We start from the raw sequence: 26065 nt of genomic DNA, 5'->3' as shown, positions 1-26065 counted from the left end.
CGCAAACAATAGATGATTTTTTAATTGTACCATACTTTAATTAACCGAAAATAAACCCGATATTAATCAACATACCTGATAAAGCCATTATATCCTGTACATATTTCTTTTTATATTCATCCTTCTGGTAATTCTTTTTGCATAAATAGGTTCTTCACTTTTTCACTTTCATTATTGCACTTCTTCTTGGCGCTTCTCCATCTACTTTTAAAGTAAATCATTGCTTTCATGAATCATTCATATCATTTTTTATAGAAGTATCTTTATGATGATTAATCAAAAAAGATAAGTTCAGGATATTTTTCCTCTGAATTGTCCAGTACGGCAATAACATTTACAAGCTTCGTGATTGCTCACAAAATAATGAAGTTATGAAATCAGGCTTGGGTTTTGTTAAGGCGTTTTGGATGATAATCCTATATAACTTAATTTTTCTACGAATTTTTATATTTTGTTCAAATCTATTTTGCTAACCTCAAATTCTATTTTTACTTTACTTAGATTAAATCATATTTGTACTTGATCAATTTTTCAGTATTTTTTTGTTTAATAATTAAGGTTTCTATTAAGATACGTTCATTCCTCTAGAGTAGCAAGTTATTCTATGCTAGAATAATGCATGAACTTATTTTGGAAAGAGGTTATAGAATGGCACATTCTTATTTTTCAGAATTTTATAAAAAAACAAAGACAGAAAGAACCCAAGCACTGCTTGATGCCGGGGTTATCAATGAACAAGATAGGCTGTTTCTCTCTGAAAAGACGCTATTACCCGATCAAATAGCCGATCATATGATTGAAAATCAACTAACACAATATGCTCTTCCTTTGGGAGTTGCTTTAAATTTTTTAATAGATCATCACTCTTTCACTATCCCAATGGTCACCGAAGAACCATCTGTTATAGCTGCAGCCAGCTCTGCAGCTAAATTAGTTGCCCAAGCTGGTGGATTTAAAACTCATTTAACCGAACGAAAAATGATCGGACAGATTGCTTTAAAAAATGTTTCAAACTTAACTTTCGCCTTAGAACAGTTATCTTTACATAAAGAAACCATTCTAAAAAAAGCAAATGCTGCTCATCCTTCTATTGTAAAACGAGGCGGTGGTGCAGGTGATGTGAATTTCCGCACTATTGCAGCGACAGAGCGTTCCCCAGAATTCTTAGTTGTTCATGTCCATGTAAATGTTTTAGAAGCTATGGGTGCTAACATTGTTAATACAATGATGGAAGCAGTCACTTCCTATATTGAAGACATTACTGACGGAACGGCTTTGATGAGTATCCTATCTAATTATGCGACTGAATGTTTAGCTACCGCTACTTGCCAGATTCCTACTGATTTATTAAGTCGTGGAGATTTTACAGGTGAAGAAGTAAGAGATCGTATAATTGAAGCCTCCCAATTTGCTTATGTAGATCCTTACCGTGCTACAACGCATAATAAAGGTATCATGAACGGAGTTGACGCTGTAGTCTTAGCAAGTGGAAACGATTGGCGTGCAGTCGAAGCAGGTGCACATGCTTATGCTGCTAAATCTGGACAATACCGCGCTTTATCTGTTTGGGAAAAAGCTGATAATGGAGACTTAATTGGCTCTTTAACTTTACCTTTACCTGTTGGGTTTGTAGGCGGATCTATTGGTATCCATCCTACTGCTCAATTCAGCCAACGATTATTGTCCATAAAAACGGCTAAAGAACTGGAATCGGTCATTGTTTCAGTAGGCTTGGCTCAGAATTTTTCTGCTTTAAGAGCTTTAGTGACCGAAGGCATTCAAAAAGGGCATATGGGTTTACAGGCTAAATCATTAGCCATTAATGCTGGGGCAACTGGCGATAATATCGAACTCGTTGCAAACGGATTAAAGAAAAGTACTCATATGAATCTAGAAATAGCTATAAAATTATTAGATGCTATCCAACATCAGAAATAGCTAGTCAACTAATAGACAAGTTAAATCATCTTGGCTAAACAAAATACAGCAAGGAAGGAGTCTGCAACACTATGGAAATTTGGATTCAACAAATTATGGAACAGTTTGGCTATATTGGTGTCGCATTTTTAATCATGATTGAAAATGTCTTCCCACCTATCCCATCGGAAGTTATTTTAACTTTTGGTGGATTTATGACCACTAATACAAACTTAACTATTACTGGCATGATTATCGTTTCAACCATTGGCTCTGTTATCGGAGCTTTGATATTATATGGTGTGGGTTCTTTTTTAGATATTACTCGTTTAGAAAAAATTGTCGATCGTTGGGGTCACATCTTGCGGTTATCAAAAAAAGATTTGCATAAAGCAAACCAATGGTTCCTTAAACATGGTGTCGCAACAGTATTTTTTTGTCGTTTTATTCCATTAATTAGAAGTCTTATTTCAATTCCAGCTGGAATGGCAAAAATGAAGATAGGTCTTTTCCTTTTTTTCACAACTGTTGGTTCATTCATTTGGAATACCATTTTGATTTATTTCGGTGCTCTTGTTGGATCGAATTGGAAAGTAATCGTCTATTATATGTCTATTTATTCAAAAATAGCCTATGTTATTATTTTTATAGTCATCTTGGCCGGTCTAATCTGGCTTTTACGTAGAAAGAAAAAGAATAAAATGGATAGTTAAAAATAGCTTTTCACTTAAATTTCTTCCAGAAATTATTATTCAACATAAAAAGACTTTGGATAAAAAAATTAAAAAATACACTCCCAAAACTAATGGCTCAGCTACTCATTAGTGGGAGTGTATTTTTCTTTATTTCTATTTAACTTTAAAGGGGTGGAACGATTTTTTTGTGAAACCTACTTTTGTCCCAGCTACTTTCATCCATTTTATTCATCCACATTTAAAACGTATTCGTAAGCAGTAATTTTACCTTTTATTCGTTGTATCTCAAGTTCATTTTCAATGTAACTAATCGAATTACTTAAATCCATTGTACGTTTTGCTGTCAAACGATCTAATTCCTTTTTTGATTCATTTAATAAGTGTATTACATCTGACTCTGTCATATAACCCATCATAAATTCCTCCTAAAAAGACATTTTGCTACAAGTCAACTATACTCTCATTATTATTAATTGACCATTAAATACACCTTACTGATTCAAATTAATGACCTTAATCATCGTTAGCTGTATCTACAAGTAAATAACTATCCCACTCTGGAATAGCAAAAAAGCTATTTTTTTACAATCGTGTAATTCAACTAATAAAAAATCCTTCATTGCTGAAGAAGACTGATTTTTTTGGCTACTGCTAATAAACCTGACAGAAAAAATATTCGATCAAGGCACATTTATCCATTCAATCAATTCTGGTTCAGTCATTTTTTCACATACCAAATAAGCCCTGCTCAAGCACTAACCTATACTTCGGCTGTTAAAGAGTCTAAAAATTAAGTTGATTACTTTATGAATGGTATACCTATGCATTCCTATTTTTCATACAATTAAATTATAAAACTTTCACTAAATTAATCTACTAAAATCAGTTAATTGAAAAGAAAATTTAGTCGTTTTTTCATTTGGAAATCATTAATTATCTATCGCATAAGAATGTAAACGTTTTTCGTTGTATTCTTTTTATTTTTTTCATAGATTCTTTTTTATTTCTATTATTTCACGTCATTTTTATGATATTATGAACAAAGCGAAAACTAGCTTAACTTCAGCATTTATTCATTGGTTACATAAGTTATTCGCAAATTTATTTATATGAAAAGGTGAAAATTATGTGGTTTATTTTTACACTGGTCTCTATTTTTTCTTGGGGAACAGCAGATTTATTTTATAAAAAAAGTTCTAATCCAAAAGACCCCTACAGTCATTTGAGAATAGTGATAATGGTTGGTTCAGTTATGGGAATTCACGCTCTGTATACTCTTTTGTTTACAGATATTTCCTACGATCCGATGAATATCATTCGTTACTTACCTGTTTCTAGTATGTATATTCTTTCAATGACCATTGGGTATATTGGGTTACGCTATATTGAGCTTTCCGTTTCATCTCCTATCATGAATTCATCCGGTGCTATTGCTTCTTTACTGACATTTATATTCTTAGGTCAGGTCATGACTGGCGTACAATTTTTTGCTGTTGCTGTTATTTCAGTTGGCATATTGCTATTATCTATCTTTGAAAAAAGAGCCGCAGATTTAGACAGAATAAAGCATAAAGAAAAAGTTGATCGAAAATATCAAATTGGTGCACTCGCTATTCTTTTACCCATTTTATATGCGATTATTGATGGTTTGGGGACATTTGCAGATGCTTTCATTTTAGACAAAGTCATGAGTGAGAACCAAGCTAACACTTCTTATGAACTAACTTTTCTAATTTGTGCTATTCTAGCGGCTTTTTATCTACTAGTTGTAAAGAAAAAATCCTTTAATCTATTTGAAGAACGAACAAAAGGCTATGCTGCCATATTTGAAACGATTGGTCAATTTTTCTATGTGTACGCTATTGCTGGAAATGCCATTATTGTCTCACCTTTGATTTCTTCTTATAGTATTGTTTCTGTTATTCTTTCGCGTATTTTCTTAAAAGAAAAATTAACTAAAGCTCAATACTGGGTTATTGCTGCTATTATGGTCGGAATTTTCATTTTAGGTTTTGAATAAAAAAAGGGGTTTTGAGACTTTTGTCTCAAAACCCCTTTTTTTATTTTCTATGCTATTAAAGCCTCTGTAGATTCCTTATTTTCTATTTTTTTCTGTTTTCTCCTTTGAAAGAAGTGCATATATAAAAATAATAAACCACTAGACACAATAAGAATACTGACTAAAACAAGATTACTTTGCATAAAAAGATCTTGACCTATCCCACCAGAAATGGCTTCTCTAAATCCATAAATAGAATAAGACATTGGTAAATATGGATGAATAGATGTAAAGAAGTGATTTGTTAATGGCATTGGGAATGTTCCGCCTGATCCACCTAATTGGACGACTAGTAATATCATCGCAATAAAACGACCAATATTATCTAAGGATATGGTCAAGAACGTGACTATTCCCATGAATGCTAAAGCTGTTATTATAGTCACTGTGAACAAATTCCCCACAGATTGCACATGCAATCCTAGCATCAATAGCAATCCAGCTTCAATAACCGCCATCATTATTGCTGCAGTCAATGCTACAGAAAGTTTGCTTATCCAAAAAGAAAATCCTAATGGTCCATTTAAAGGCGATTTTCGTATTGGATAAATCGTATTGAAAACTAATGTTCCTACATATAAAGCCACTGACATAATATAAGGGGCTAAAGCAGCACCGTAGTTAGGGATATGACTGTATTCTCTATGAATTAATTCTGTTGGATTTGAGAACATACTAAAGGTTTCATCTGTTGGATCAATAGCATTAACCTTTTTTGAACCATCTCGTAAACCAGTTGCTAATGTAGTCGTTCCATCTTTCAACGTAGCTAATCCATTCCCTAACATAGTCGATCCATCTGCTAATTTAGTAGAACCATCATTAATTTGACTAGCTCCACCAGCTAATTGATCTGCACCATTTAATAGCTTACTAGAATGAGTGGTTAATTGATTGGTGCCTTGCACTAACTGATTAGAGCCGCTGTTTAATTGATTTACTCCCTCAATTAAAGAGGGTAATTTCCCAGCTACTTGACTGAGCCCACCACTTAACTGAGTAGCCCCTGAATTCAATGCCTTAGAATTATTTTCTAACTGGTTAACACCTTTTTGTAAAGTACTAACGCCGTTTGTATAAGTTGTCATTCCTGCAACTAAGCCATTGTCCCCTTTTAACCCACCTTGAATGGTAGCAAGACCTTGATTTAATTCAGACATTCCTTGAATAACGCCTTTGTCTTTACCTTCACCCATTTGAGTTAAAACCGTTTGAACACTTGTTAATCCGCCACGTAACTCAGTAATAGCTTGAACAGCACCAGGAAGAGCTTGATTCGAACCCGCTGCTAGTTTAGCCACTTGAGTTTTTAAAGTCGTTAATTGACTTGTTAATCCAGCTAATTCTTCAAGTTGTGTTTGTAAGTCTTTAGCTGAAGTTCCTGCATTAGTAGCTTCTTGTCCTATAGCTATTAAATTTTCACCAGCAGCAGCTGTTTGGCCACCAATGTCTTGGACTAACGTAACGTTTTCTTTCCCTTGTACTTGCAACTCCTCTTTTAAACCATTTAATAATTCTGCTCTTTGAGTTTCATTCAAACTTTTGAAAGCTGCTGTTTTTTGGACAGTACTAATTGTACTCGTTGCATTTTCTTGAGTTTTAACACCTAGTGTTTGTGCAGCTGTTCCAATATCTGATAAATGGTCACCGGCTTTTGTTAAATTATCTTCCATACCCACCAGATTTGTCCCTACATTAGTTAAATCTGTAGTAATTGAATCGGTATTTACCCCACCGGTTTCAGCGCCTAGAGCAGTATTCAAAGTCTGAATACCCTTATTTATCTGAGGCAAACTAGCTGTTAATGTATCTAAATTATTTTGATTTTCGTCTGACATACTGTTTCCAAGTGATGTAGATAGTTGATTTAATCCGTCTAGTAATTGATCACTACCGGTCTTGACTTGGTCTACACCACTACTCAAACTACCCACACCATTTTGAAGTTTAACATTATTAGCTGTCAATTGGCTTGCTCCTGAATCTAGCTGGCTGACGCCATTTGTATAGGCTGTTAACCCTTCAGTCAAATCAGAAGCTCCATTGTTTAATTGAGTAACACCATCTTTTAGTGGACCAACGTTAGAAGCTAATTGTCCAATACCTTCATTTAATTTAATCGCCCCTAAATCTAATTGAGCAACTCCATTTGTGTATTCCTTTAAACCGATGCTTAAAGTATCTGCTCCTTCACTAAATGACAGCGTGCTATTGGCTAACTTAGTCAAATTCCCAGTTATTTCTTTATTTCCGTCAGCTAACTTTTCTGTTCCTCCATCTAATTCATCCGATCCATCAGCAGCTTTGGCAAATCCTTCTCCCACTTCTCTTATTTGATCAAATAGAGCTTCTGTGTATGCTTTTGTTACATTTTCAGAAACTTCTTTTTTAACTTCTTTTACAGCTGCATTACTAATTACTTCACCAATGAAGTTTAATGACCCATTTGTTTTATAAATCAAATTCATTTTTTTCGGATGCTTATCCATTAATGTGGCAGCATCTTTTGAGAAGTCTCTTGGTATAGTCATCACCATATAATACTTTCGATTTTTTAATCCCTTTTCAGCTTCACTTGGGGCAACAAAATGCCAATCTAAAGAATCATTGCTTTTTAAATTCTCTATTAATTCAGAGCCGATAGCCAATTTTTTCCCTTCATAATCAACTGATTGATCTTCATTAACGACTGCAACTGAAAGTTCATCTGTACTGCCATAAGGATCCCAGTTAGCCTTTAAAAAGAAGCCTGCATACAATATTGGAATAAATAACATCACTAAACAAGAAATAAGTAACACTTTATTAGAGAAAATCTCTTTCCATTCATTTTTCAACAGTTTCATTAGTACTTTTCCACACCTTTCTTAGCTCTAAACTAATTTTCTTTCGTTTCATTCCAATTAAGAATTGGGATATCTCGATGATTCAACGATTCACGAATCAATTGCGCTACTGTTTGTTGACGAAGATAGTTTTTATATTGGTTGTCTGCTTGTTTAAACACCTCTGTTAAAACTATTTCCCCATGATTAGCCGTCGGCCCCAAATCCGAAAAAACCTGATTAATCATTCCTGTATTAGGATACGTAATAATTGGCCCTTCCAAGGCTTCGACTACTTCTAATAAATGAATGCTTTCTGGGTCTTTAGCTAACGAAAAACCGCCATTGCTACCTGAAATAGATGTAACCAGGTCATTAACGACTAATTTTCTCATTATTTTTTTTATATAAGAAGGTGATGCTCCTTTTAACCTTCGATTGATAATATGAGAAGCAATGGGAAATCTTTTGTCCTGCGTTGCCAATAAGGTAATAATACAAACAGCCTGCTCCAAACCTTTTGTTAAATTCATTCTTTCGCCTCTTTTCATATTTTGAATCAGCTCTATTTAATGTCCATTATGGACTTCTTATATCCATAAACAAATTTACTCTTATTTTTAAAAAAAAGCAATCAAAATATTTTAATTTTTAAAATTTATTCGCTATTTATTTGTTAAGCATCTAGCTCGTTATCTTTTTTTCTTATTAGAAATAAAAAAAGTAAGGATAGGACATAAGTCCCACCCTCACTTTAAAATTTTTATTCTATCACTTACTACAAAAAGTAAACTAGACCAGCGCTTCACGAGTAATACTCGCTAGTCTGTCACACTTCGACTACTTTTATTGTAAACTATTTTTGATATACGTTAAGATGTCATCAACAGACTTTTTTAAATCTTGAACCGATAGAACTAGATTTGTTTCTATCGGCGCTTCAAACTCTCCTGTTTGTTGAGCAAACAATAATCTTTGTTGAATATTTTCTGGGCTATCGCCTCTTTTTTCCATTCTTTGTTGAATCTCTTCTTCCGTCATTTCTAAATAAATAATTTTTGTATAGAAGGGATAAACTTCTTTTAGAGCAGCTGCACCATTTTTATCCAAAACGACACTCATTACGTCATGAAGATCCAATCCTTCTTCTACGGTATCTACTGTTAGTCCATAAAGATAGTTATTATATAAAGAGTTTTCAATAAACGCTATATTGGACATATCCGATATTTCTCTAAAATAATAATCTGTTCCCTCTACTTCGCCATCTCTTTTTGGTCGTGTAGTCGTAGTAACTAATTTAGGAACCCCAGTTTTTTCCAATGCGTTAGCCAAAGTTGTCTTCCCACTTCCACTAACACCTACTAGTACTAGAATTACTTTATTTTGTTCAATACCCATATCTATTCCTCCGTTTTTTGAAAAAACACTTCATTACACTTTATACTCTTATTTTAAATACCAATTTAATCTATGAGTCAGTTAATTATTGTTATTTTTGTCATAACTTAATACTAAATTTCTAGCCGCTTTAACTTCATCCATTCGTTTAACCGATGTTGTATATGGTGCTTCGAGCACTATATTCGGTGTTTCTTCAACTTCTTTTGCAATTTGAATCAACGTTTTTGCAAATGCATCTAATGTTTCTTTTGTCTCTGTCTCAGTTGGTTCAATCATCATCGCTTCTTCAACAATTAACGGGAAATAAACCGTTGGTGCATAATAATCAAAATCCAATAATCTTTTAGCTATATCCATTGTTCGTACACCTAATTTTTTTTGTTTTAATCCAGATAAGACGAATTCATGTTTACAAATCTGAGGGTGTGAGACATTAAAGTAAGGAGCTAACAATTTCCGCAAATAATTCGCATGCAAGACAGCACTCTCAGACACTTGTTTCAAACCATCTGGTCCCATTGTCCGAATATAAGTATACGCTCTGGCGTTAACACCAAAATTCCCAAAGTATCCTTTAACACGACCTAATGAAAGAGGGTAATTTGAGTTCAAAACATACTCATCAGCTTGTTTTTCAATCCGTGGAATAGGCAAATAAGAGGCTAAAAAAGATTTAACTCCAACTGGTCCTGATCCTGGACCTCCTCCACCATGAGGTGTACTAAAAGTTTTATGCAAATTAAGATGTACGATATCAAAACCCATCGCAGCAGGTGTTGTTTTACCCATAATCGCATTCAAATTTGCACCATCATAGTACAATAACCCACCTACTCCATGAATAATTTTTGCTATCTCTACAATATCTTTTTCAAATAAGCCAAGTGTATTAGGATTAGTCAGCATTAAGCCAGCAATGTCTGTTCCAACTTGTTTTTTTAATTCTTCTAAATCGACTGTACCGGCAGCGTTAGATGGAATTTCGATTACATCAAAACCAGCAATAAAGGCGCTAGACGGGTTTGTCCCATGTGCTGAGTCAGGTACAAGAATTTTAGTTCGTTTTTTTTCTTCTCCATTTTGCTTATGAAATAGTTTCATTATCATTAAACCAGTCCATTCGCCTTGTGCACCGGCAGCTGGTTGCAACGAAATAGCTCCCATTCCGGTAATAACCTTTAAATCTTCTTGTAATTCATACATCAATTCGAGTGCGCCTTGTACCGTTTGAGTGGGTTGAAAAGGATGGATATTCGCAAAGCCAGATAACCGAGCTACGTCTTCATTGATTTTAGGATTGTATTTCATCGTACACGAACCTAGTGGATAAAACCCATTGTCTACTCCAAAGTTCTTATTAGATAATGCCGTATAATGACGCATCAATTGTGGTTCAGAAACTTCAGGCAACTCGGCAGGTGTTTGACGTATCAAATGATCAGGGAATTTTTTTGACAATTGAATTGAAGACACATCACTTTCTGGAAGACTAGCAGCTGTTCTACCTGGACGGCTGATTTCAAAAATCAATTCATTGTAATCGGTCATTTTATCATCCCTTCCAGTACAGCAATAAAAGTATCTATTTCTTCTTTTGTCCGTTGTTCTGTTACGGCAATTAACATGTGATTTTTGAGTCCATATTCTTTTTCTAAGTTATATCCACCAATAATCATTTGATTGATTAGTGCTTCATTTGTTTTTTGAACTGAAAAAGGTAATTCGACTACAAATTCATTAAAAAAAGGAGCTTTATTATTAACAGAAAATCCTTTTCCGATTAAAGCATTAGCCATATAATCCGCTTTTTCAATATTTAACTGAGCCATGTGGCGCAATTCTTCTTTACCTAATGCAGACATGAAAACCGCTGAAGCCAATGCATTTAAAGCTTGATTAGAACTCATATTAGAAGTAGCTTTTTCACGTTTAATGTGTTGTTCCCGTGTTTGCAAGGTTAAAACAAATCCTCGTTTGCCGTCTTTGTCCACAGATTGTCCGACTATCCGACCTGGTAGTTTACGAACGTGTTTTTTCTTAACCGCAAAATAACCACAATGCGGTCCACCAAATGACATAGACAATCCTAAAGGTTGAGTGTCACCTACTACAATATCCGCACCTAAGTTCCCAGGAGCTTCTAATAAAGCTAAAGCCAAAGGATTGGCTACCACGATAAATAACGCGCGGTTAGATTCTGCGATTGCCTTTATTTCTTTTAAATCTTCTACTGAACCAAAAAAATTCGGGTATTGAATAATAACGGCAGCTGTATCTTGGTCCACGAGTTTTTTTAATGCATGTAAATCTGTACTGTCTCCTGTTAGTTTAGCCTCTGTTACTTGATAATTAAAACCGACTGAAACAGTTCTTACTATTTCACGACCTTGAGGGTGGACGCCTTTTGAAACAATGATTTTATTTCTTTTTGTACTACGAACGGCTAACGTAGCAGCTTCTCCAATTGCTGTAAACCCATCATATAATGATGAGTTTGCAGCATCCATTCCTGTAAGTTCACAAATCATTGTTTGGAATTCAAATATAGCTTGTAGTTCTCCCTGACTAGCTTCTGCTTGATAAGGTGTATAAGCTGTATAAAATTCCGAACGTGAAATAACATGATCTACCGTACTTGGAATATAATGATCATATGTCCCAGCACCTAAAAACAGAGCATATTCTTTACTATCTTTATTTTTATTCGCCATACTTCGCATCTTTTTATCTAAAGCTGCCTCATGTAAAGCAGCTGGAATAGTTAACTCGTCCTTTAATTGAATCGTATCTGGAATATCAGTAAACAATTCAGATATTGAAGAAACTTCTAGAGTTGCTAGCATCTCTTCACGATCTCGGTTTGTATCTGGCAAGTATCTGAAATTATTTCCCACTTTTATTCCTCCTCGCTATCCGCTTCGTCATCTTCTTCTAATTTTTCAACTAAATTCATATACTCTTCTTGTGTTAATAAATCAGCTAATTCGCTTGGATCACTTAGCTGAACTTCTGACATCCATCCTTCATTTAACGGGCCTTCATTAACTAATTCAGGAGCATCCTCTAACTCTTCATTAACTACAATAACTTTCCCTGAAACAGGTGAAAAAATAACAGATGCTGATTTAGTTGATTCAACTGTTCCTATTTCATCCCCGGCACTAACATGGCTATCTATTTCAGGAAGTTCAACATAAACAACATCTCCTAATTCTTTCGCAGCATATTCCGTTATTCCTAGTCGAACTTTATCGTCTCCTATTGGCATAACCCACTCGTGCTCTTCTGTATAATAACGTTCCATCTCTTTTTCATTCATCTAAATCACTCCCTTTAGGTTAATAAATACCTTTTTCTTATTTTGTCTCTCTTTTATAAAATGGTGTCTTTACTAGAACTGCATCGATTAGTTTATTGCGAATGTCTATTTGGACAAGTGCATCTATATCATTTTTTTTCGTATTGATTAGTGCTAATCCGATACTTTTATTCAGAGTTGGTGATTTCGTCCCTGAGGTAACTACGCCAATTTCTTCTCCTGATTTAGCGTAAATTTTACACCCAGAACGTGCAATTCCTTTGCCTATCAATTCAAACCCTCTTATTTTCTGTTTCACTCCTACTTCACGTTGTCGTTTAAGATCTTTTTTACCAACAAAATCATGGGCTTTGTTCGTTTTCACTGCAAAACCTATATTCGCTTGAAGAGGACTGATATCTGCTGATAATTCATGTCCATATAAAGACAATGCGGCCTCTAATCTAAGAGTATCTCTCGAACCTAAGCCACATGGTTTTAATCCTTCTTCTTTTCCAGCTGCAAGCAACAACTCCCATAGTTTTTCTGTTTTATTTGCAGCCAAGTACAATTCAAAACCGTTCTCTCCTGTATAACCGGTTCTTGAAATCAAAACATTTTCTATTTCGGCTAAAGTAACTTGTTGGTTAAAATGGAATGCCTGTATATCACTTAGATCAACTTCAGTTAATTTTTGTAAGATTTCCTCTGCAGCTGGTCCTTGTAATGCTAATAAGCCTATAGAATCAGACTTATTCGTTAATTGAACATCGCCAGTTACTTTTTCTTTCATCCAGTCAAAATCTTTTTCAGTATTGCCTGCATTGGATGTGACTAAGTAACCGTTCGTTGCTAATTTAGAAATAATAAGATCATCGATTGTTCCACCATCTGGATAACACATCGCGTGGTATTGTGATTGTCCCGTTATCATTTGTGTCACATCGTTTGTCAAAAGGAAATCAAGGTACTTCTCAGCATCTTCTCCTTCGACTAAAATTTCTCCCATATGAGAAACGTCAAATAACCCTGCTTCATTTCTTACGGCTTTATGCTCTTCAATAATACCGGTAAACTGGATAGGCATTACCCAACCGCCAAAGTCCATCAGTTTAATCTTATTCTTTTGGTAATAATCAAAAAGCGGGGTTCGCCTTGAGTTATTTGTTGAGGTCATTTTATTCCTCCATTCTTATTAGCTTGCTTGTAACATCAGCATAATCTTATCTAATTTAATCTATTGACTGACTAGTTGTACTCTCTCTACTTTCTGATGACGAAGAAACCGATTGTTCAAGAGAAGACTGAGGAGTTTCATCAATTTCCGGTGTTTCTTTTGCCGTTAATAAATAAATACCATAAGCCATCACCGTTACACCAACGACACTAGATAAAACACGTGTTGCTTTTCCCACATCTCTCATATCCATTTAATCGCTCCTTTTCATTAGTGTACTCTTTTTCTCCAATTGTCTCATCAATTTAATGTTTTTTCTGCTATTTTAACTCTTCTATTTTTTTGATTATTTTTAAGTATCACTTTTTTTATATCAATTTCTGATACTAGTACGCCAATTAAAATTAACGCTGCTCCTATTCCCGTCTGAACCGTCACGAGTTCATGTAAAAGAATGATTGAAAACAGCATTCCCCATAATGATTCCATCGAAAGGATGACAGCTGTTTCTGTATCTGCAGTAAATCGTTGGGCTGCTGTTTGAAGCATAAACCCAAACATCGTACAAAAAAAGCCTAAATACGCAACTGATAGAGTACCCATCAAGGTAAAATCTGGTATAGGGTCTCCTCTGAAAAACATAACGACTATTCCACATAAGGCTGCTACACCCATTTGAACAATCATAATTGAAAAAATATTTTCTGTTCGAACAAAGCGGCTAGTTAAAATAATTTGGAACGAAAAAAAGACTGCTCCAATTAATGTTAGAAAATCTCCTAAATTAAACCCATTAAAACCATCTAACGAAAGTAACCCTATTCCTATAATAGATAGAAAAGCACCTAGGTAGGCTCTTAATGCAATTTTATTTTTATATAAAACTAATCCAATAAAAGGAACCAATACAACATTTACAGCGGTTAAGAAAGCATTTTTAGATGGCGTGGTATAATTTAATCCCACTGTTTGAAACAAAAAAGCTAAATATAAAATAACACCCAATATACTGCCTCTTGTTGCTGCTTTTTTTGTTATGTTTTTTATCTTATTTGAAAATAGGATTAAGATTGCAATAAAAGCTAGTAAAAAACGTCCAGTCATCAATTGGTAAGGATTTAAAACGTTCAATGCTACATCACTAACAACGTATCCTGCCCCCCATATAACCGTAACGAGTAAAAGTCCTAATCGTCCAAAATTTTGTTTCATCTTCTCTCTCCTTTGCTTGAAACTCAAGTATTAGTTTAACACGGAGTTAGAAAGAAAACTTGTTATCTTCACAAATAAAAAAGAAAATTGTTTTCTCTTTAGAATTCTATTTTATTTTTTCATATTGTTATGAACTATTCTTTTTTCTCGTTATACTATTCTTGATAATAGATTATTTACAGAGGTGCTGTTTTGTTTACTATTTTCGGAAAAATTATGCTTATTATTGGACTTATCTTTATTATTTTTGGTTATTTTGGTCCTGTTGAATCAGGTGATCCTATTATTGGATCTATTTTCATTTTAATTGGTTTTTTTATTTTTGCATTGGCCTTTGTATTAGGAAAAGATATACACCGCTATTAATAGCCTTTAAAAAATAAGTCGTTTAATCCATACTATAAAAACAGAGAAGATAACTCTTCTCTGTTTTTATGGATGTGAACATTAGCTTAGTTTATTGTGCCTTTATAACTATATGTCACCATCTACTTAAAATGAATTGTCTGATTAACTTCTTTGTATAACGTATTGTAAAATGGTATTCTAAAAGAAAAATGAATGTATAGGTAGGTCTACAATATGATAAATAACCTGAATCTTTCAAATCGTATTTCACAAAATTATAATCTTCTAACAAAAAAAGACAAACACATTGCAAACTTTATTTTAGAGAATCAGAAAAAGGTTCATTCATGGAATATCAAAGACTTAGCACAGTTAACGGGATCTTCAAATGCAACCATCACACGATTTTGTCACAAATTAAATTATCAAAGTTTTCCGGAATTTAAAACTTTGGTGGATCAAGAATTGAAAACGACACCTGAACCTGCTAAATTAACAGAAAAAATAACCGATTATTACAACCAATTAATTTACTCTTCATCTCAATTAATCAATCCATTACAGATTACCGAGTTAATGCAGGCTATTCAAAAAGCAAATAAGATAATGATTTGTGGATTAGGTAGTTCGGGTCTAAGCGCTATGGAACTAGGCAATCGTCTTACCAGGATGGGCTTAGTCATTGATGCCGTCACAGATCCTCACATGATGGTTATGAGCGCTACATTACTAATTGAAGGAGATTTGTTGATTGCCATTTCGAACTCTGGTGAATCAGATGCCGTTGTCCAAACTTGTGAGACCGCAAAAAAAGAACATGCAACCATTTTTGCTATTACAAATCGGAACCACACAAGTTTAACTGAGGTTGCAACGGATGTTTTATTTGCTTCAGACAATAGAACGATTGTCGATGAGCGCTTTATCAATAGTCAACTTCCTATTTATTTTATCATGGATATATTATGTTATGCTCTGTTAGAAAATGAGACTTACTTAGCTAATCGTAAAAAAACGTTACTTGCTTTAGAACTAAATTGAATTAAAAAAGAGATGAAGACAATTAAATTGTCTTCATCTCTTTTTGATGCAACTCATTTTTCACCTTTTCCATGTTTTACTAGAAAACAAAATAATAATTGGGAAAATTTCAAGTCTTCCTGCTATCATCACAAATGAAAGTAAAATTTTAGACCAGTTTGAAAGCCCTGAATAGCCTCCCATTGGGCCAACTTGACCTAAACCAGGACCGATATTATTAAATGTCGCTACAATTGAACTAAATGCAGATTCAAAATCATTAAAGTCTAACGAAATGATTAATACTAAACCTATAAAAATAACAATATAGACTAATAAGTAGTTTACTACGCTACGGATGGTATCTCGTTCAATTGTTTTCTTTTCATGTTTTACAACAACCATACGATTAGGTTGACTCATTCTTTTAAACTCAGCAATAGCAGATTTCGTTAGCAAAGCCACCCTTGAAATTTTTAATCCCCCAGCTGTTGATCCTGCACATCCTCCAAAAAACATTAAGAGCAATAAAATCGTCTTAGAAAAAAGCGGCCAGTTCCCAAAATTAACGGTTGAAAAACCGGTTGTCGTGATGATTGAAGATACTGAAAAGAATACATCTCTTAGCATCGTTCCGGTTGATTCGTAGCTTGTATAAATATTTAGGCAAATTAAAAGAACTGCAGAGCCGATAATTGTAAAATACCATCGAAGTTCTTCACTGCTAAACGCCTCTTTTACACTTCCAATTAAAATAAAATAATATAAATTAAAGTTGATTCCGAAAAAAATCATTCCAACACTTAAAATGACATCGATATATGCGCTGTCGTATGCTAAAATACTGCCATTCCGGACACCAAATCCTCCTGTACCCGCTGTACCAAAGGCGTGTAAAAGAGCATCGAAGAAACTCATTCCACCAAAAAGTAATAGCACTACCATGATTGCGGCCATTGAAAGGTAAATTAAATATAAAATTCTAGCTGAAGCTGATAACTTTGCTACAACTTTACCAAATACTGGACCAGGTACTTCTGCTTTCATGATATGAACAGATTCTGAACCAGTTTGTGGCATGACGGCAAGTGCAAAAACAAGTACTCCCATACCTCCAACTAAATGGGTAAAACTTCTCCAAAATAACATAGAGTGAGCTAAAGCTTCGACATCTGTTAATATACTTGAACCTGTAGTTGTAAATCCGCTACTCGTTTCAAAAAAGGCATCTATCAGAGAAGGAATGTCTCCACTTATTACAAAAGGCAAAGAGCCAAAAAATGAAAGCAGTATCCATGATAATGAAACAATAACAAACCCTTCTTTTGCATACATCTGCCTTTTGTTAACCTCACCTCTACTCAAAAGATAGCTAATGAGAAATAAAACTACTATAATAATTAGAAAACTAAATTGATACAAACCATCTTCTCGATAAATAAAACTAACAATCAAAGGAGCAATCATTAAAATAGCTTCAATTCTTAAAATTTTCCCGATTATAAATTTCACAACGGACTTATTCATTTTTTTTGACCATCTTTGGTTCTCTAATATCATCAATATCGTTAAAAAAACCATTCGAACTTACAACAACAACATAGTCTTTTGGTTTAATCACATCTTTTCCATCAGGAAAGATCACTTTCTTTTTCCTAACAATATAGGCAATTAAAAGATTATTTTTTGTATTCAACCTACTCAATGGTATATTAATAATTCTACTGCTTTCCTTTACTCTAAACTGAAGGACCTCTACTTGATCATCAGCTAGGCGATAAAGTGCCTCAACGTCTGATCCTTGAGATTCTTTTAGTGACCGAACAAAGCGTATGATTGAATTTGCAATAATCCTTTTAGGTGTAATAACTGATTGTAAACCTACACTACCAAGAATTTTCATCAAAGAAATCCGATTTATTTTGGTGATAATTTTTTTCATATCTTTTTTTGCAGCATACATGGAATTAATGACATTTTCTTCATCCACACCTGTCAAACTAATTAGAGCGTCATACATTTCCATACGTTCCTCGTCCAACAGCATTTGGTCGGTACCATCTCCATTGATCACAACTACATCTGGAAAATGACTGCTTAATTCTATTGCTTTTGTTTCATTGTGTTCAATAACCTTGATGTTTAATTTTAAAGGAGCTAATAGTGTTAACAAATAATAAGTAATTCTTCCTCCACCAATTATCATTACTGATCTGATTTTTTCTTTATAAGAACCTGCTGCTTTATAAAATTTATTTAGTTGTTTTTGACCACCTGTTACATAGATGCGATCTCCCTTTTTTAAGACACTGTCTCCGAAAGGAATAAACGCATGATCTCCTCTGAGAACAATCATAACCATGATATCTTTATGTTGATTTTTAAATTCTTTTAAATTGATGTTGTCTAGTTTACTTTTTTCATTAATTTCTAGTTCTACCATATTCACTCGCCCGTAAACAAATGATTCCACACTTAATGCCGAAGGAAATTTAATTAAGTTAGCCATATATTTGGCAGCTTCTAATTCGGGGTTAATCATCATCGTAATCCCTAAACTTTCACGAACAAAATCCATATGAGAAGAGTATTCTCGATTCCTAGCTCTTAAGATGGTATTTTTAGCTCCTAATTTCTTTGCTATAATAGAAGCGATCATATTGATCTCATCCATTTCCGTTACTGCAATAAACACATCACATTCAGGTACATTAGCTTCTATTTGAACATCATAGTTTGCACCGTTACCAACTATTCCGATGATTTCTGTTTTATTTGTAATTCTATCCAAAATTCTGCTATCTTTTTCAATGAGAATTACATTATTTCCTTCTGTAGAGAGTGAGGCACAAAGAAATTCGCCAACTTTCCCTCCACCTACAATAACAATTTTCATAGTGTGTTGTGTCCTCCAAGTAATTTCTATATTTTTTTACGTATTTTCCATACTGATAAGCATTACATTAAGCTACATCCTATTTATCTAATGGTACTTTTTTAGAGATCATCTATGCGTTATAGTATCATTCTATAGCTAAATATTCTAGTGCTAATGGCAATAAATTGTAATCTAGCTGTTAACACAAAAAATAGTTCATTCAAAAGATCTTTTTAATTGTTAGTCATTTTCAGTCTAATTGTAACAAGCAACCTTATTTTTTTATTTTTAGCTTTTCTGACTATCCCTCTTTAGTATAAATCTTGAATTTTATTTTAGTAAGTGCTGTTCTTGTTTTATCAACTAAATTGGCGATGCTGTTTGCCTTTAATTATCTTAATTCCTATGATTAATGACGCCTGTTTAAACAAACATTAAAAATTACAATGAATAGAAAGTAAGAATCAAATGATGCTAATTCAAAAAATATATACGAATACGGGCATACTCAAAATATTGATTAGATTAGTAACATACTTTTTCTAATTAGTCTTAATTGGGTATCCAACAAGCAATTAAATTACAGTCGATTTTTTACCAAGTTTTCAATACCCACGCTAAACCTTTTGATTTTTTAGGTGAATGAGTTTTTACTGTTTTTATATTAGTGGCTGGGGCTTTAGTCGTGTTATTACAGGTGCTGCAAATACAACTATTGCTTGTTTTATTAAAGTTATTAAATTACTCGGTTCTGAAAATGCTATTTTTTTGTTTCTCATTTGTGTTGTCCGTTATGTCCTTTCTGGAAATCTAGGAATTTACTTTTCTCAAGAAAAAATTATTCTAAAAGGAAATTTCTTCTTATCTAATCAATAAAAAAATAGCAGAACCAGGTTATTTTACTAACCTGGTTCTGCTATTTTTTTATTCGTTTATTTTGTCAACAAATGCTTTTGTAATTAATTGTGGTCTTGTAATCGCACTACCAACAACCATTGAATACACACCTAGTTCTTGACAACGTTTTGCTTTTTCAGGAGTATCTACATGCCCTTCAGCAATAACGGGAATGTTAGCAGTTTTCAGGATTTCTTTTAATCTAGCAAAGTCATTATCAGCAATGTTATGTCCTTCCGATTCTGTTGTGTAGCCCATTAAGGTTGTTGAAACACAGTCAAATCCTAGTCTACCTGCTTCTATTGCTTCTTCAATTGTTGAAACATCTGCCATTAATAATATATTTGGGTATTTAGAACGGATAGTCGTAACAAAATCAGATAACTTTTCATCATTGTGACGTTTACGACATGTCGCATCCAAAGCGATCATTTCGCATTTTGATTCTGCTAATTCATCAATTTCTTTCATTGTAGCAGTAATATAAATTTCCGAGTCCTTGTAATCACGTTTTACAATACCAACCACTGGAAGGTTTGTGTTTTTTTTGATTTCAATAATATCCTCTCTGGAATTAGCCCTAATCCCACTAGCTCCGCCTTGTTCAACTGCTACAGCCATTCTTCCCATAATATAGGAACTATGCAATGGCTCATTTTCTAATGCTTGACATGAGACAATTAATTTTGATTTAACTTTATCTAACATATTTATCATTTTATTCATCTCCTAATATTTCGGTTACTTCATTTTTAATTACCGTAACTTGCGGTCCGTAAATAACTTGTACGCCATTCCCTCTAATCAAGACCCCTTTACTACCTGTCTCCTTTAAAGCTTCTTGATTTACCTTTGTACCATCTTTTACAGTTATACGTAAACGTGTCGCACAATTGTCAACGTTAATGACATTTTCTTCTCCACCTAACGCATTAATAATATTTAATGCCCGTCCTTCAGGTTTTCCTTTTTTTTCTGCTACTTCTAGTTCATCAGTACGCCCTGGTGTTTTAAAGTTAAATTTTAAAATAAGGAATTTGAATGTGAAATAGTATAGGAAGAACCAAACGATTCCGATTAAAACAACGGTAATCCAGTGAGTTTTAGCATTTCCTTGTAATACTCCAAAAAGTAAGAAGTCGATAAATCCACCTGAGAATGTTTGACCAATGGTAATTTCAAAAATATGTGCCAACATAAATGCTAATCCATCAAAGAAAGCATGAACGACATACAATGCTGGTGCGACGAATAAGAATGAAAATTCTAAGGGTTCAGTAATACCTGTTAAGAAAGAAGTCAATGCAGCTGACAACATCAAACCACCAACTACTTTTTTATTTTCAAGTTTAGCCGTTTGATAAATCGCAAGCGCAGCACCAACTAAACCAAACATCATCGTAATAAAACGACCAGACATAAAGCGTGACGTTCCTTCAAAGAATTGTGCCGTTGTAGGATCAGCTAATTGTGCAAAAAATATATTTTGCGTTCCTTGAACTAAATTATCGCCAACTTCTAATGTTCCTCCCAAAGCAGTTTGCCAAAATGGGAGATAGAAAATATGATGCAAGCCAAAAGGTCCTAATAAGCGTAAAATAAATCCGTAGAAAAATGTTCCAATATAACCTGTTGCATTAACGACATCTCCAACGCTAAAAATGACACTTTGGAAAAGAGGCCAAACAAAGTACATAATGCTTCCTAAAATAATGGCTCCAAATGAAGTAACTATCGGTACAAAACGAGAGCCTCCAAAGAAACCAAGGTATTGTGGCAATTCGATTTTGTAAAAACGATTATGCAACCAAGAAGCCATTACACCAACCAATATACCACCAAAAACGCCTGACTCTAACGTTTGAATGCCTAGCGTAACACCTTGTCCAACAGAAGCCAAATCTTCGGTTACTAAGTTACCGGATAACCCTAAAATAGCATTCGTTGTGGAATGCATAACCAAATAACCAATTAAAGCCGCTAATGCCGCAGTCCCTTTGTCATTACGTGCCAATCCGATAGCTACCCCAACTGCAAATATTACGGGCAAGTTAGCAAAAACAATACTCCCGGCACTACTCATAACAGTAAATATTGCTTGCAACCAACTGATATCTAGTATTGGATAGGCAACAATCGTATTAGGATTGGACAATGCTCCTCCAATCCCAAGTAACAATCCTGCTGCAGGAAGGATTGCAATCGGTAACATAAATGATTTTCCAAACTGTTGTGCTTTTTCAAAAAAGGTTTTCATTTTTTCCACTCCTCTATCTAATTTATTTTCTATCGTTCATTTTACTCCTTGTAAATGTTTTCGTCAATATTTTATTAAAGAAAATATTTTCTTGCATGTTTATTAAAGAACGTTTTTTATACATTTATGTTATCAAAATAGCGAAATTGTCGCTATTTCAAACCTCTGTTAGGGTCATTTATTTTGACAAACGTTATTCCTTTCATAAAAAAAAGCTTGCCCAGTTTATTTCGTAGTTTAACGAAATATACAGGACAAACTTATAGATTTTGTTGCATTAAGCATATAATAGAATGGTGAAATAAACGAATGCCGTTCCTGTCATAACAAATAAATGCCACAAAACGTGCATATATTTAACAGAACGCATACTATAGAAAGCAGCTCCAATTGTGAACGCTAATCCTCCTGATAACAGTAATCCAAAACCGTTCATACCGAGTCCTGTATAAAGTTCTTTGATTGCAACTAAACACAACCAACCCATACCAATATACAACAAGGTAGATACATTTTTAAAACTTTCTATCCAAATACTTTTATAAATAACACCTAAAAAAGCAATTGCCCAAACAATATAAAATAATGCCCAGCCCTTTGTTCCTCCGATTGTAATCAAACACAATGGTGTATAGCTTCCTGCAATTAATATATAAATACTGCTGTGATCAAAAATCTTAAATACTTTTCTAGCTGGTGTAAAGATTAAACTATGATAAAGTGTCGAACACAAATAGAGTAAAATTAAAGATGATCCAAAAATAGAATAAGATACCAATTCAAGAGTTGAACCTGACCTGACCCCTTTTAAAATCAAAACAATTAGTCCTACAATACTTAAACCAACTCCGATACCATGAGTTACTGCATTTAACACTTCATTTGTAATTAAATACTTTCTAGAGAAATTCGGGATTTGCTTCATATCTATCCTCCATTTTTAACATTAAGTTATTTTCATTTCTAACTTTATCATAGATATGGAAACTATTCAAACTAGTTCACTTAACTACGTTCTTGTGATTTACTTAACTAACTGTTTGTGATTTCCGAGCATTAGCCAATCGATTTAACTTGACATGATTTTTGTTTGTTAAAATGACACGAGTTGGTATCGCATACAAAATATGCTTATTGCTATTGCTTTTTTTTTTTTTTTCTCTTATAATAAAGATAGTTTAAATATTAACAATTGAATAGTAACATCATCTCACCGCTCCACTTACTTAGTTAACATCGCTTTGACTTAAAAGGAGGACAAAAAATGATTACACTGTATACATCCCCGAGTTGTGCTTCATGTCGTAAAGCACGTACCTGGTTAGAAGGAAACAATATCCAGTACCTAGAAAAAAATATTTTTAAAGAACCGTTAACGATACATGAACTTAAAGCTATTTTAAGTTTAACTGAAAATGGGACGGAAGAAATTATTTCATTTCGATCTCAAATTTTTCACAACCTTAATATTGATATAGATGATATGGCTTTGGGAGAGTTGCTTCATTTGATTTTGGAGAACCCCGGTTTAATTCGACGCCCTATTTTAATCGATGAAAAAAGATTGCAAATTGGATTCAATGAAGAAGACATCCGCCGATTCTTACCGAGAGATGTCCGGAAATTGGAATTAAAAAAGTTACAAGAAAAACTACCTATAAGTTACTGAATGAACATAAATCAACGCTATTATTTGTGATTACACACCGCAAAAGTTAGGGAAACCTAACTTTTGCGGTGTGTTTTTTGATACAGTATAAAAAAATAGCAGACGTGAATACGGTACATTACCGCCTTCACGTTTGCTAGTCGTTTATTAATCTCAATCTAACCATTCATTTTTTTAATCGCATGTTAGCTGAATCTTCTTTCAGCGGTGATCCGTTATTTTTTTCAATACCGTCTTTTTTCTTGTTTTAAATACAAGAAGAGTCTAACAGTCTGTGTATGTACTGCACCCCAAAAGCGTCTTTTTCTTTTTGCCTAATATAAATGGTCACTATTTCAAAAACTCATCAATGGATTCTTGGGATTCTTGACAAATTTTCGTTGATTTCAATCAGTAATTAACTTTTTCTAAACTTTATTTGAAACCATAAAGTGATAATAGTAGAAAAAGTGTGGTTGGCACTAACGGTAAAAATCAGCCTACCAGTCCTAGTGTGAACGAGATACCACCCACACTAATTAATACCTATTTTTTCCATTGTGTTAGAGTTTTTTATAGGCAGAGCTAACCTCAACCCTAAAAATGCTCTATGACTTAGTCGCTACGACTAGTAAATTATTTTGGCAGATGATTCAAAAAGTTTTGCGCGGCAAATCCCTTTACTTCTTCTTTTGAAAATTTTTCTTCTAGACCGGTTATTAAATTTTGTACTTCTCCAACATGATTCAATGCTACTATGTGTGAACTAATTCCATCAAAATCAGATCCAAAACCGATATTTTTAATTGCACCTAATTCTACCAGTGCTTCAACGTGTTTGACTAAATCGCTTATTGTTGTTGGTTCTTGTTTTTCTTCATTTATCGTAAAAGGTGGATTAAATACGATATGAATCATTGCATCTCGATCCACCATTGCTTTAATTTGATCATCATTCAAATTCCTTACATGTCCACATAAACTTAAAACATTAGAATGTGAAGCAATGGGAAACTTTGCTGCTTTCATTACATCCCAGAAACTCGCTACACTTAAATGTGAAACATCCGTAAATACTTTTCTGTCATTCAATTTCTTTATAATATCAAATCCAAAAGTTGTTAGTCCCCCACCTCTTGGTTCTTGTACTCCATCTGCTGCTAAATTAGCTGGATTCCACGTTAAACCAACAGATAGAACACCTAAATCTAGTAGCTGGTCTAGTTTAGTCAAATCATTTCCTATGGCTTCAACACCTTCTAACGTTAAAAAAGACCCTATTTCACCATCTTTCAAATTTTTAATATCACTCCATTTTTTAATTTGTTTCATTTCAGGATTATTACCTAGAACATCTTCTTGGTAATAATCTATTTGCTCCAAAGCTGCTGCATATTTTTCTTCTACTACGATATCTGGTTCAATAAAAATGGCAAAGGCTTGAATTTTAACTTGGCCTTCTTTCAAGCGAGTTACATTAATACTTAGTTCGGTTGAGTTCTTAAAGTTTAGCTTTCCTTCAGCTTGTTGTAATTTTAATAGAGCATCACAATGTAAATCAATGACATCCATAACATTTCTCCTTCTTTCTGTTTAATGACATAAACCCTATGTATTTTTTTCATGATACGACATCAACTATTGATGTGCACAAAGAAATCTATTTCAATTTATTTAGTAAAACAGGATATTTAATTGGTCTTTATTTATCTATCAAAAAGAAGACAAAAAAAAGTACTGACAAAAGTCAGTACTTTTTTTCGACAATATTCATTTTCATGAATAGGTCCCATGAATTCCACAAAACAGAGGGGTCCAAACACCTGCATCTTGCAGTTGTACTAGGTACGGTGTGCCTTGTCTAAATTCCAACCACTTGTCGCCGCAGCGAAATGACCGAAGTCACCTGGTCGGAGTCAACTCATCGCATGTAAGTAACATTACCATAAAATTCATTTAAGCACAAGTGCTTTTCATCATTTTCTGCTATTTTTTTTATTATCAACTTTTTCTAACCAAGGTTTAGAGATGCTTTGATGACCTGTCGGTGTAGGATGGACCCCATCTTCTATTACGTAATTATTTCCCCATTTATTCCCACATTTTTTTGATCCGCTATCTAATTCCACATAGTCTTCGTCCTATTCTTCAGCTAATTTGCGAATAATTTGTATCCGAGGTTCTAACTCCACTTCCCAAGATCGTTGTTCTTCAGAATCTTTTAATACAAATGGTTCTATTAAAATAATTTGTGCTTTCGTTTGCTCTCTGAGGGTCTCAAATAAAATTCGGTAATAAACTATTTTTCAAACCTTTTGCTGCCCCTTTCCATATTTCAACTAAAACAGCACAATTAGCAACTTTTTCAAAAGATACTGCGCAATTAACTTCTTTTTCTAATTCATCGTAAATAGGAAAACAATGGATGTA

Annotated in this window: 24 protein-coding genes; 7 read left to right on the top strand and 17 right to left on the bottom strand. The window is 33.8% G+C overall.

Annotation, left to right across the window (positions count from 1 at the left end):
• The first annotated feature begins 648 nt into the window (after positions 1-648).
• A complete protein-coding gene (locus tag BR44_RS10525; RefSeq protein ID WP_034552593.1) occupies positions 649-1938 on the top strand; it encodes a hydroxymethylglutaryl-CoA reductase, degradative in 1290 nt (429 codons plus the stop codon).
• Positions 1939-2009: 71 nt separating this feature from the next.
• A complete protein-coding gene (locus BR44_RS10520; protein WP_034552592.1) occupies positions 2010-2630 on the top strand; it encodes a DedA family protein in 621 nt (206 codons plus the stop codon).
• 206 nt (positions 2631-2836) lie between these two features.
• Here the strand turns inward: BR44_RS10520 and BR44_RS10515 are convergent, their stop codons facing one another.
• Positions 2837-3025, bottom strand: coding sequence for a hypothetical protein (locus BR44_RS10515; protein WP_425393565.1), 189 nt, complete (start codon positions 3023-3025; stop codon positions 2837-2839).
• Positions 3026-3738: 713 nt separating this feature from the next.
• Here BR44_RS10515 and BR44_RS10510 point away from each other — a divergent pair.
• A complete protein-coding gene (locus tag BR44_RS10510; protein WP_034552590.1) occupies positions 3739-4632 on the top strand; it encodes a DMT family transporter in 894 nt (297 codons plus the stop codon).
• Positions 4633-4679: 47 nt separating this feature from the next.
• On the opposite strand, the gene BR44_RS10505 is transcribed toward BR44_RS10510, so the two are convergent.
• The 9 genes from BR44_RS10505 to BR44_RS10465 form a co-directional block, all read right to left on the bottom strand.
• Positions 4680-7517: a YhgE/Pip domain-containing protein gene (locus tag BR44_RS10505; protein ID WP_034552587.1), complete on the bottom strand. Its 2838-nt coding sequence runs from the start codon at positions 7515-7517 to the stop codon at positions 4680-4682.
• Positions 7518-7549: 32 nt separating this feature from the next.
• Complete coding sequence (locus tag BR44_RS10500) at positions 7550-8029, bottom strand: Rrf2 family transcriptional regulator (protein ID WP_034552586.1); 480 nt, start codon at positions 8027-8029, stop codon at positions 7550-7552.
• Positions 8030-8342: 313 nt separating this feature from the next.
• Complete coding sequence (locus tag BR44_RS10495; RefSeq protein ID WP_034552584.1) at positions 8343-8897, bottom strand: AAA family ATPase; 555 nt, start codon at positions 8895-8897, stop codon at positions 8343-8345.
• Positions 8898-8978: 81 nt separating this feature from the next.
• Positions 8979-10448 (bottom strand): aminomethyl-transferring glycine dehydrogenase subunit GcvPB, encoded by a 1470-nt coding sequence (gcvPB, locus tag BR44_RS10490; protein WP_034552582.1) that lies wholly within the window; start codon positions 10446-10448, stop codon positions 8979-8981.
• Positions 10445-11794, bottom strand: coding sequence for an aminomethyl-transferring glycine dehydrogenase subunit GcvPA (gene gcvPA / locus BR44_RS10485; RefSeq protein ID WP_034552579.1), 1350 nt, complete (start codon positions 11792-11794; stop codon positions 10445-10447). Before gcvPA ends, gcvPB begins: the two co-directional genes overlap by 4 nt.
• A 2-nt stretch (positions 11795-11796) precedes the next feature.
• A complete protein-coding gene (gene gcvH, locus BR44_RS10480) occupies positions 11797-12219 on the bottom strand; it encodes a glycine cleavage system protein GcvH (protein ID WP_084676138.1) in 423 nt (140 codons plus the stop codon).
• A gap of 37 nt (positions 12220-12256) precedes the next feature.
• On the bottom strand, positions 12257-13375 hold the full coding sequence (gene gcvT / locus BR44_RS10475) for a glycine cleavage system aminomethyltransferase GcvT (RefSeq protein WP_034552576.1): 1119 nt from the start codon (positions 13373-13375) through the stop codon (positions 12257-12259).
• A gap of 55 nt (positions 13376-13430) precedes the next feature.
• A complete protein-coding gene (locus BR44_RS10470) occupies positions 13431-13628 on the bottom strand; it encodes a hypothetical protein (protein WP_034552574.1) in 198 nt (65 codons plus the stop codon).
• A 47-nt stretch (positions 13629-13675) separates the two neighbouring features.
• Positions 13676-14587, bottom strand: a complete 912-nt coding sequence (locus BR44_RS10465; protein WP_034552572.1) for a DMT family transporter — start codon at positions 14585-14587, stop codon at positions 13676-13678.
• A 192-nt stretch (positions 14588-14779) separates the two neighbouring features.
• Between BR44_RS10465 and BR44_RS11675 the strand changes: the two genes are divergently transcribed.
• Positions 14780-14953, top strand: coding sequence for a hypothetical protein (locus BR44_RS11675; RefSeq protein ID WP_169740204.1), 174 nt, complete (start codon positions 14780-14782; stop codon positions 14951-14953).
• Between the two features lie 216 nt (positions 14954-15169).
• Positions 15170-15976 carry a MurR/RpiR family transcriptional regulator gene (locus BR44_RS10460; RefSeq protein WP_034552570.1) on the top strand — a complete coding sequence of 269 codons (807 nt, stop codon included), beginning with the start codon at positions 15170-15172 and terminating at the stop codon, positions 15974-15976.
• Between the two features lie 60 nt (positions 15977-16036).
• Here BR44_RS10460 and BR44_RS10455 read toward each other — a convergent pair whose 3' ends face one another.
• Together BR44_RS10455 and trkA are read right to left on the bottom strand one after the other, a co-directional pair.
• The gene (locus BR44_RS10455) at positions 16037-17482 is read right to left on the bottom strand and encodes a TrkH family potassium uptake protein (RefSeq protein WP_034552568.1); all 1446 of its coding nucleotides are present in this window, start codon (positions 17480-17482) and stop codon (positions 16037-16039) included.
• Positions 17475-18851 carry a Trk system potassium transporter TrkA gene (trkA, locus tag BR44_RS10450; protein WP_034552566.1) on the bottom strand — a complete coding sequence of 459 codons (1377 nt, stop codon included), beginning with the start codon at positions 18849-18851 and terminating at the stop codon, positions 17475-17477. Before trkA ends, BR44_RS10455 begins: the two co-directional genes overlap by 8 nt.
• A gap of 624 nt (positions 18852-19475) precedes the next feature.
• Here trkA and BR44_RS10445 point away from each other — a divergent pair.
• On the top strand, positions 19476-19709 hold the full coding sequence (locus BR44_RS10445) for a hypothetical protein (RefSeq protein ID WP_034552564.1): 234 nt from the start codon (positions 19476-19478) through the stop codon (positions 19707-19709).
• Positions 19710-19757: 48 nt separating this feature from the next.
• Here BR44_RS10445 and BR44_RS10440 read toward each other — a convergent pair whose 3' ends face one another.
• The 3 genes from BR44_RS10440 to trhA all read right to left on the bottom strand — a co-directional run bounded on the left by BR44_RS10440 (position 19758) and on the right by trhA (position 22912).
• Positions 19758-20447: an N-acetylmannosamine-6-phosphate 2-epimerase gene (locus BR44_RS10440; RefSeq protein WP_425393564.1), complete on the bottom strand. Its 690-nt coding sequence runs from the start codon at positions 20445-20447 to the stop codon at positions 19758-19760.
• A gap of 1 nt (position 20448) precedes the next feature.
• The gene (locus tag BR44_RS10435; RefSeq protein ID WP_034552562.1) at positions 20449-21987 is read right to left on the bottom strand and encodes a maltose/glucose-specific PTS transporter subunit IIC; all 1539 of its coding nucleotides are present in this window, start codon (positions 21985-21987) and stop codon (positions 20449-20451) included.
• A 277-nt stretch (positions 21988-22264) separates the two neighbouring features.
• Entirely contained in the window at positions 22265-22912 is a 648-nt protein-coding gene (gene trhA / locus BR44_RS10430; protein WP_034552559.1) for a PAQR family membrane homeostasis protein TrhA, read from the bottom strand.
• 339 nt (positions 22913-23251) lie between these two features.
• Here trhA and spxA point away from each other — a divergent pair, with 339 nt between their 5' ends.
• Positions 23252-23656: a transcriptional regulator SpxA gene (gene spxA, locus BR44_RS10425; RefSeq protein ID WP_034552556.1), complete on the top strand. Its 405-nt coding sequence runs from the start codon at positions 23252-23254 to the stop codon at positions 23654-23656.
• A gap of 615 nt (positions 23657-24271) precedes the next feature.
• Here spxA and BR44_RS10420 read toward each other — a convergent pair.
• Both BR44_RS10420 and BR44_RS11585 read right to left on the bottom strand, forming a co-directional pair.
• Positions 24272-25207, bottom strand: a complete 936-nt coding sequence (locus BR44_RS10420; protein ID WP_034552554.1) for a dipeptidase — start codon at positions 25205-25207, stop codon at positions 24272-24274.
• A gap of 404 nt (positions 25208-25611) precedes the next feature.
• The gene (locus tag BR44_RS11585) at positions 25612-25764 is read right to left on the bottom strand and encodes a hypothetical protein (protein ID WP_156954965.1); all 153 of its coding nucleotides are present in this window, start codon (positions 25762-25764) and stop codon (positions 25612-25614) included.
• Between the last annotated feature and the right edge of the window lie 301 nt (positions 25765-26065).

The sequence above is a fragment of the Carnobacterium funditum DSM 5970 genome (assembly GCF_000744185.1).
GTDB classification, from domain to species: Bacteria; Bacillota; Bacilli; order Lactobacillales; family Carnobacteriaceae; genus Carnobacterium_A; species Carnobacterium_A funditum.
Note: the sequence above shows the minus strand (reverse complement) of the source record. Positions and strands in the feature narration are given on the sequence as shown.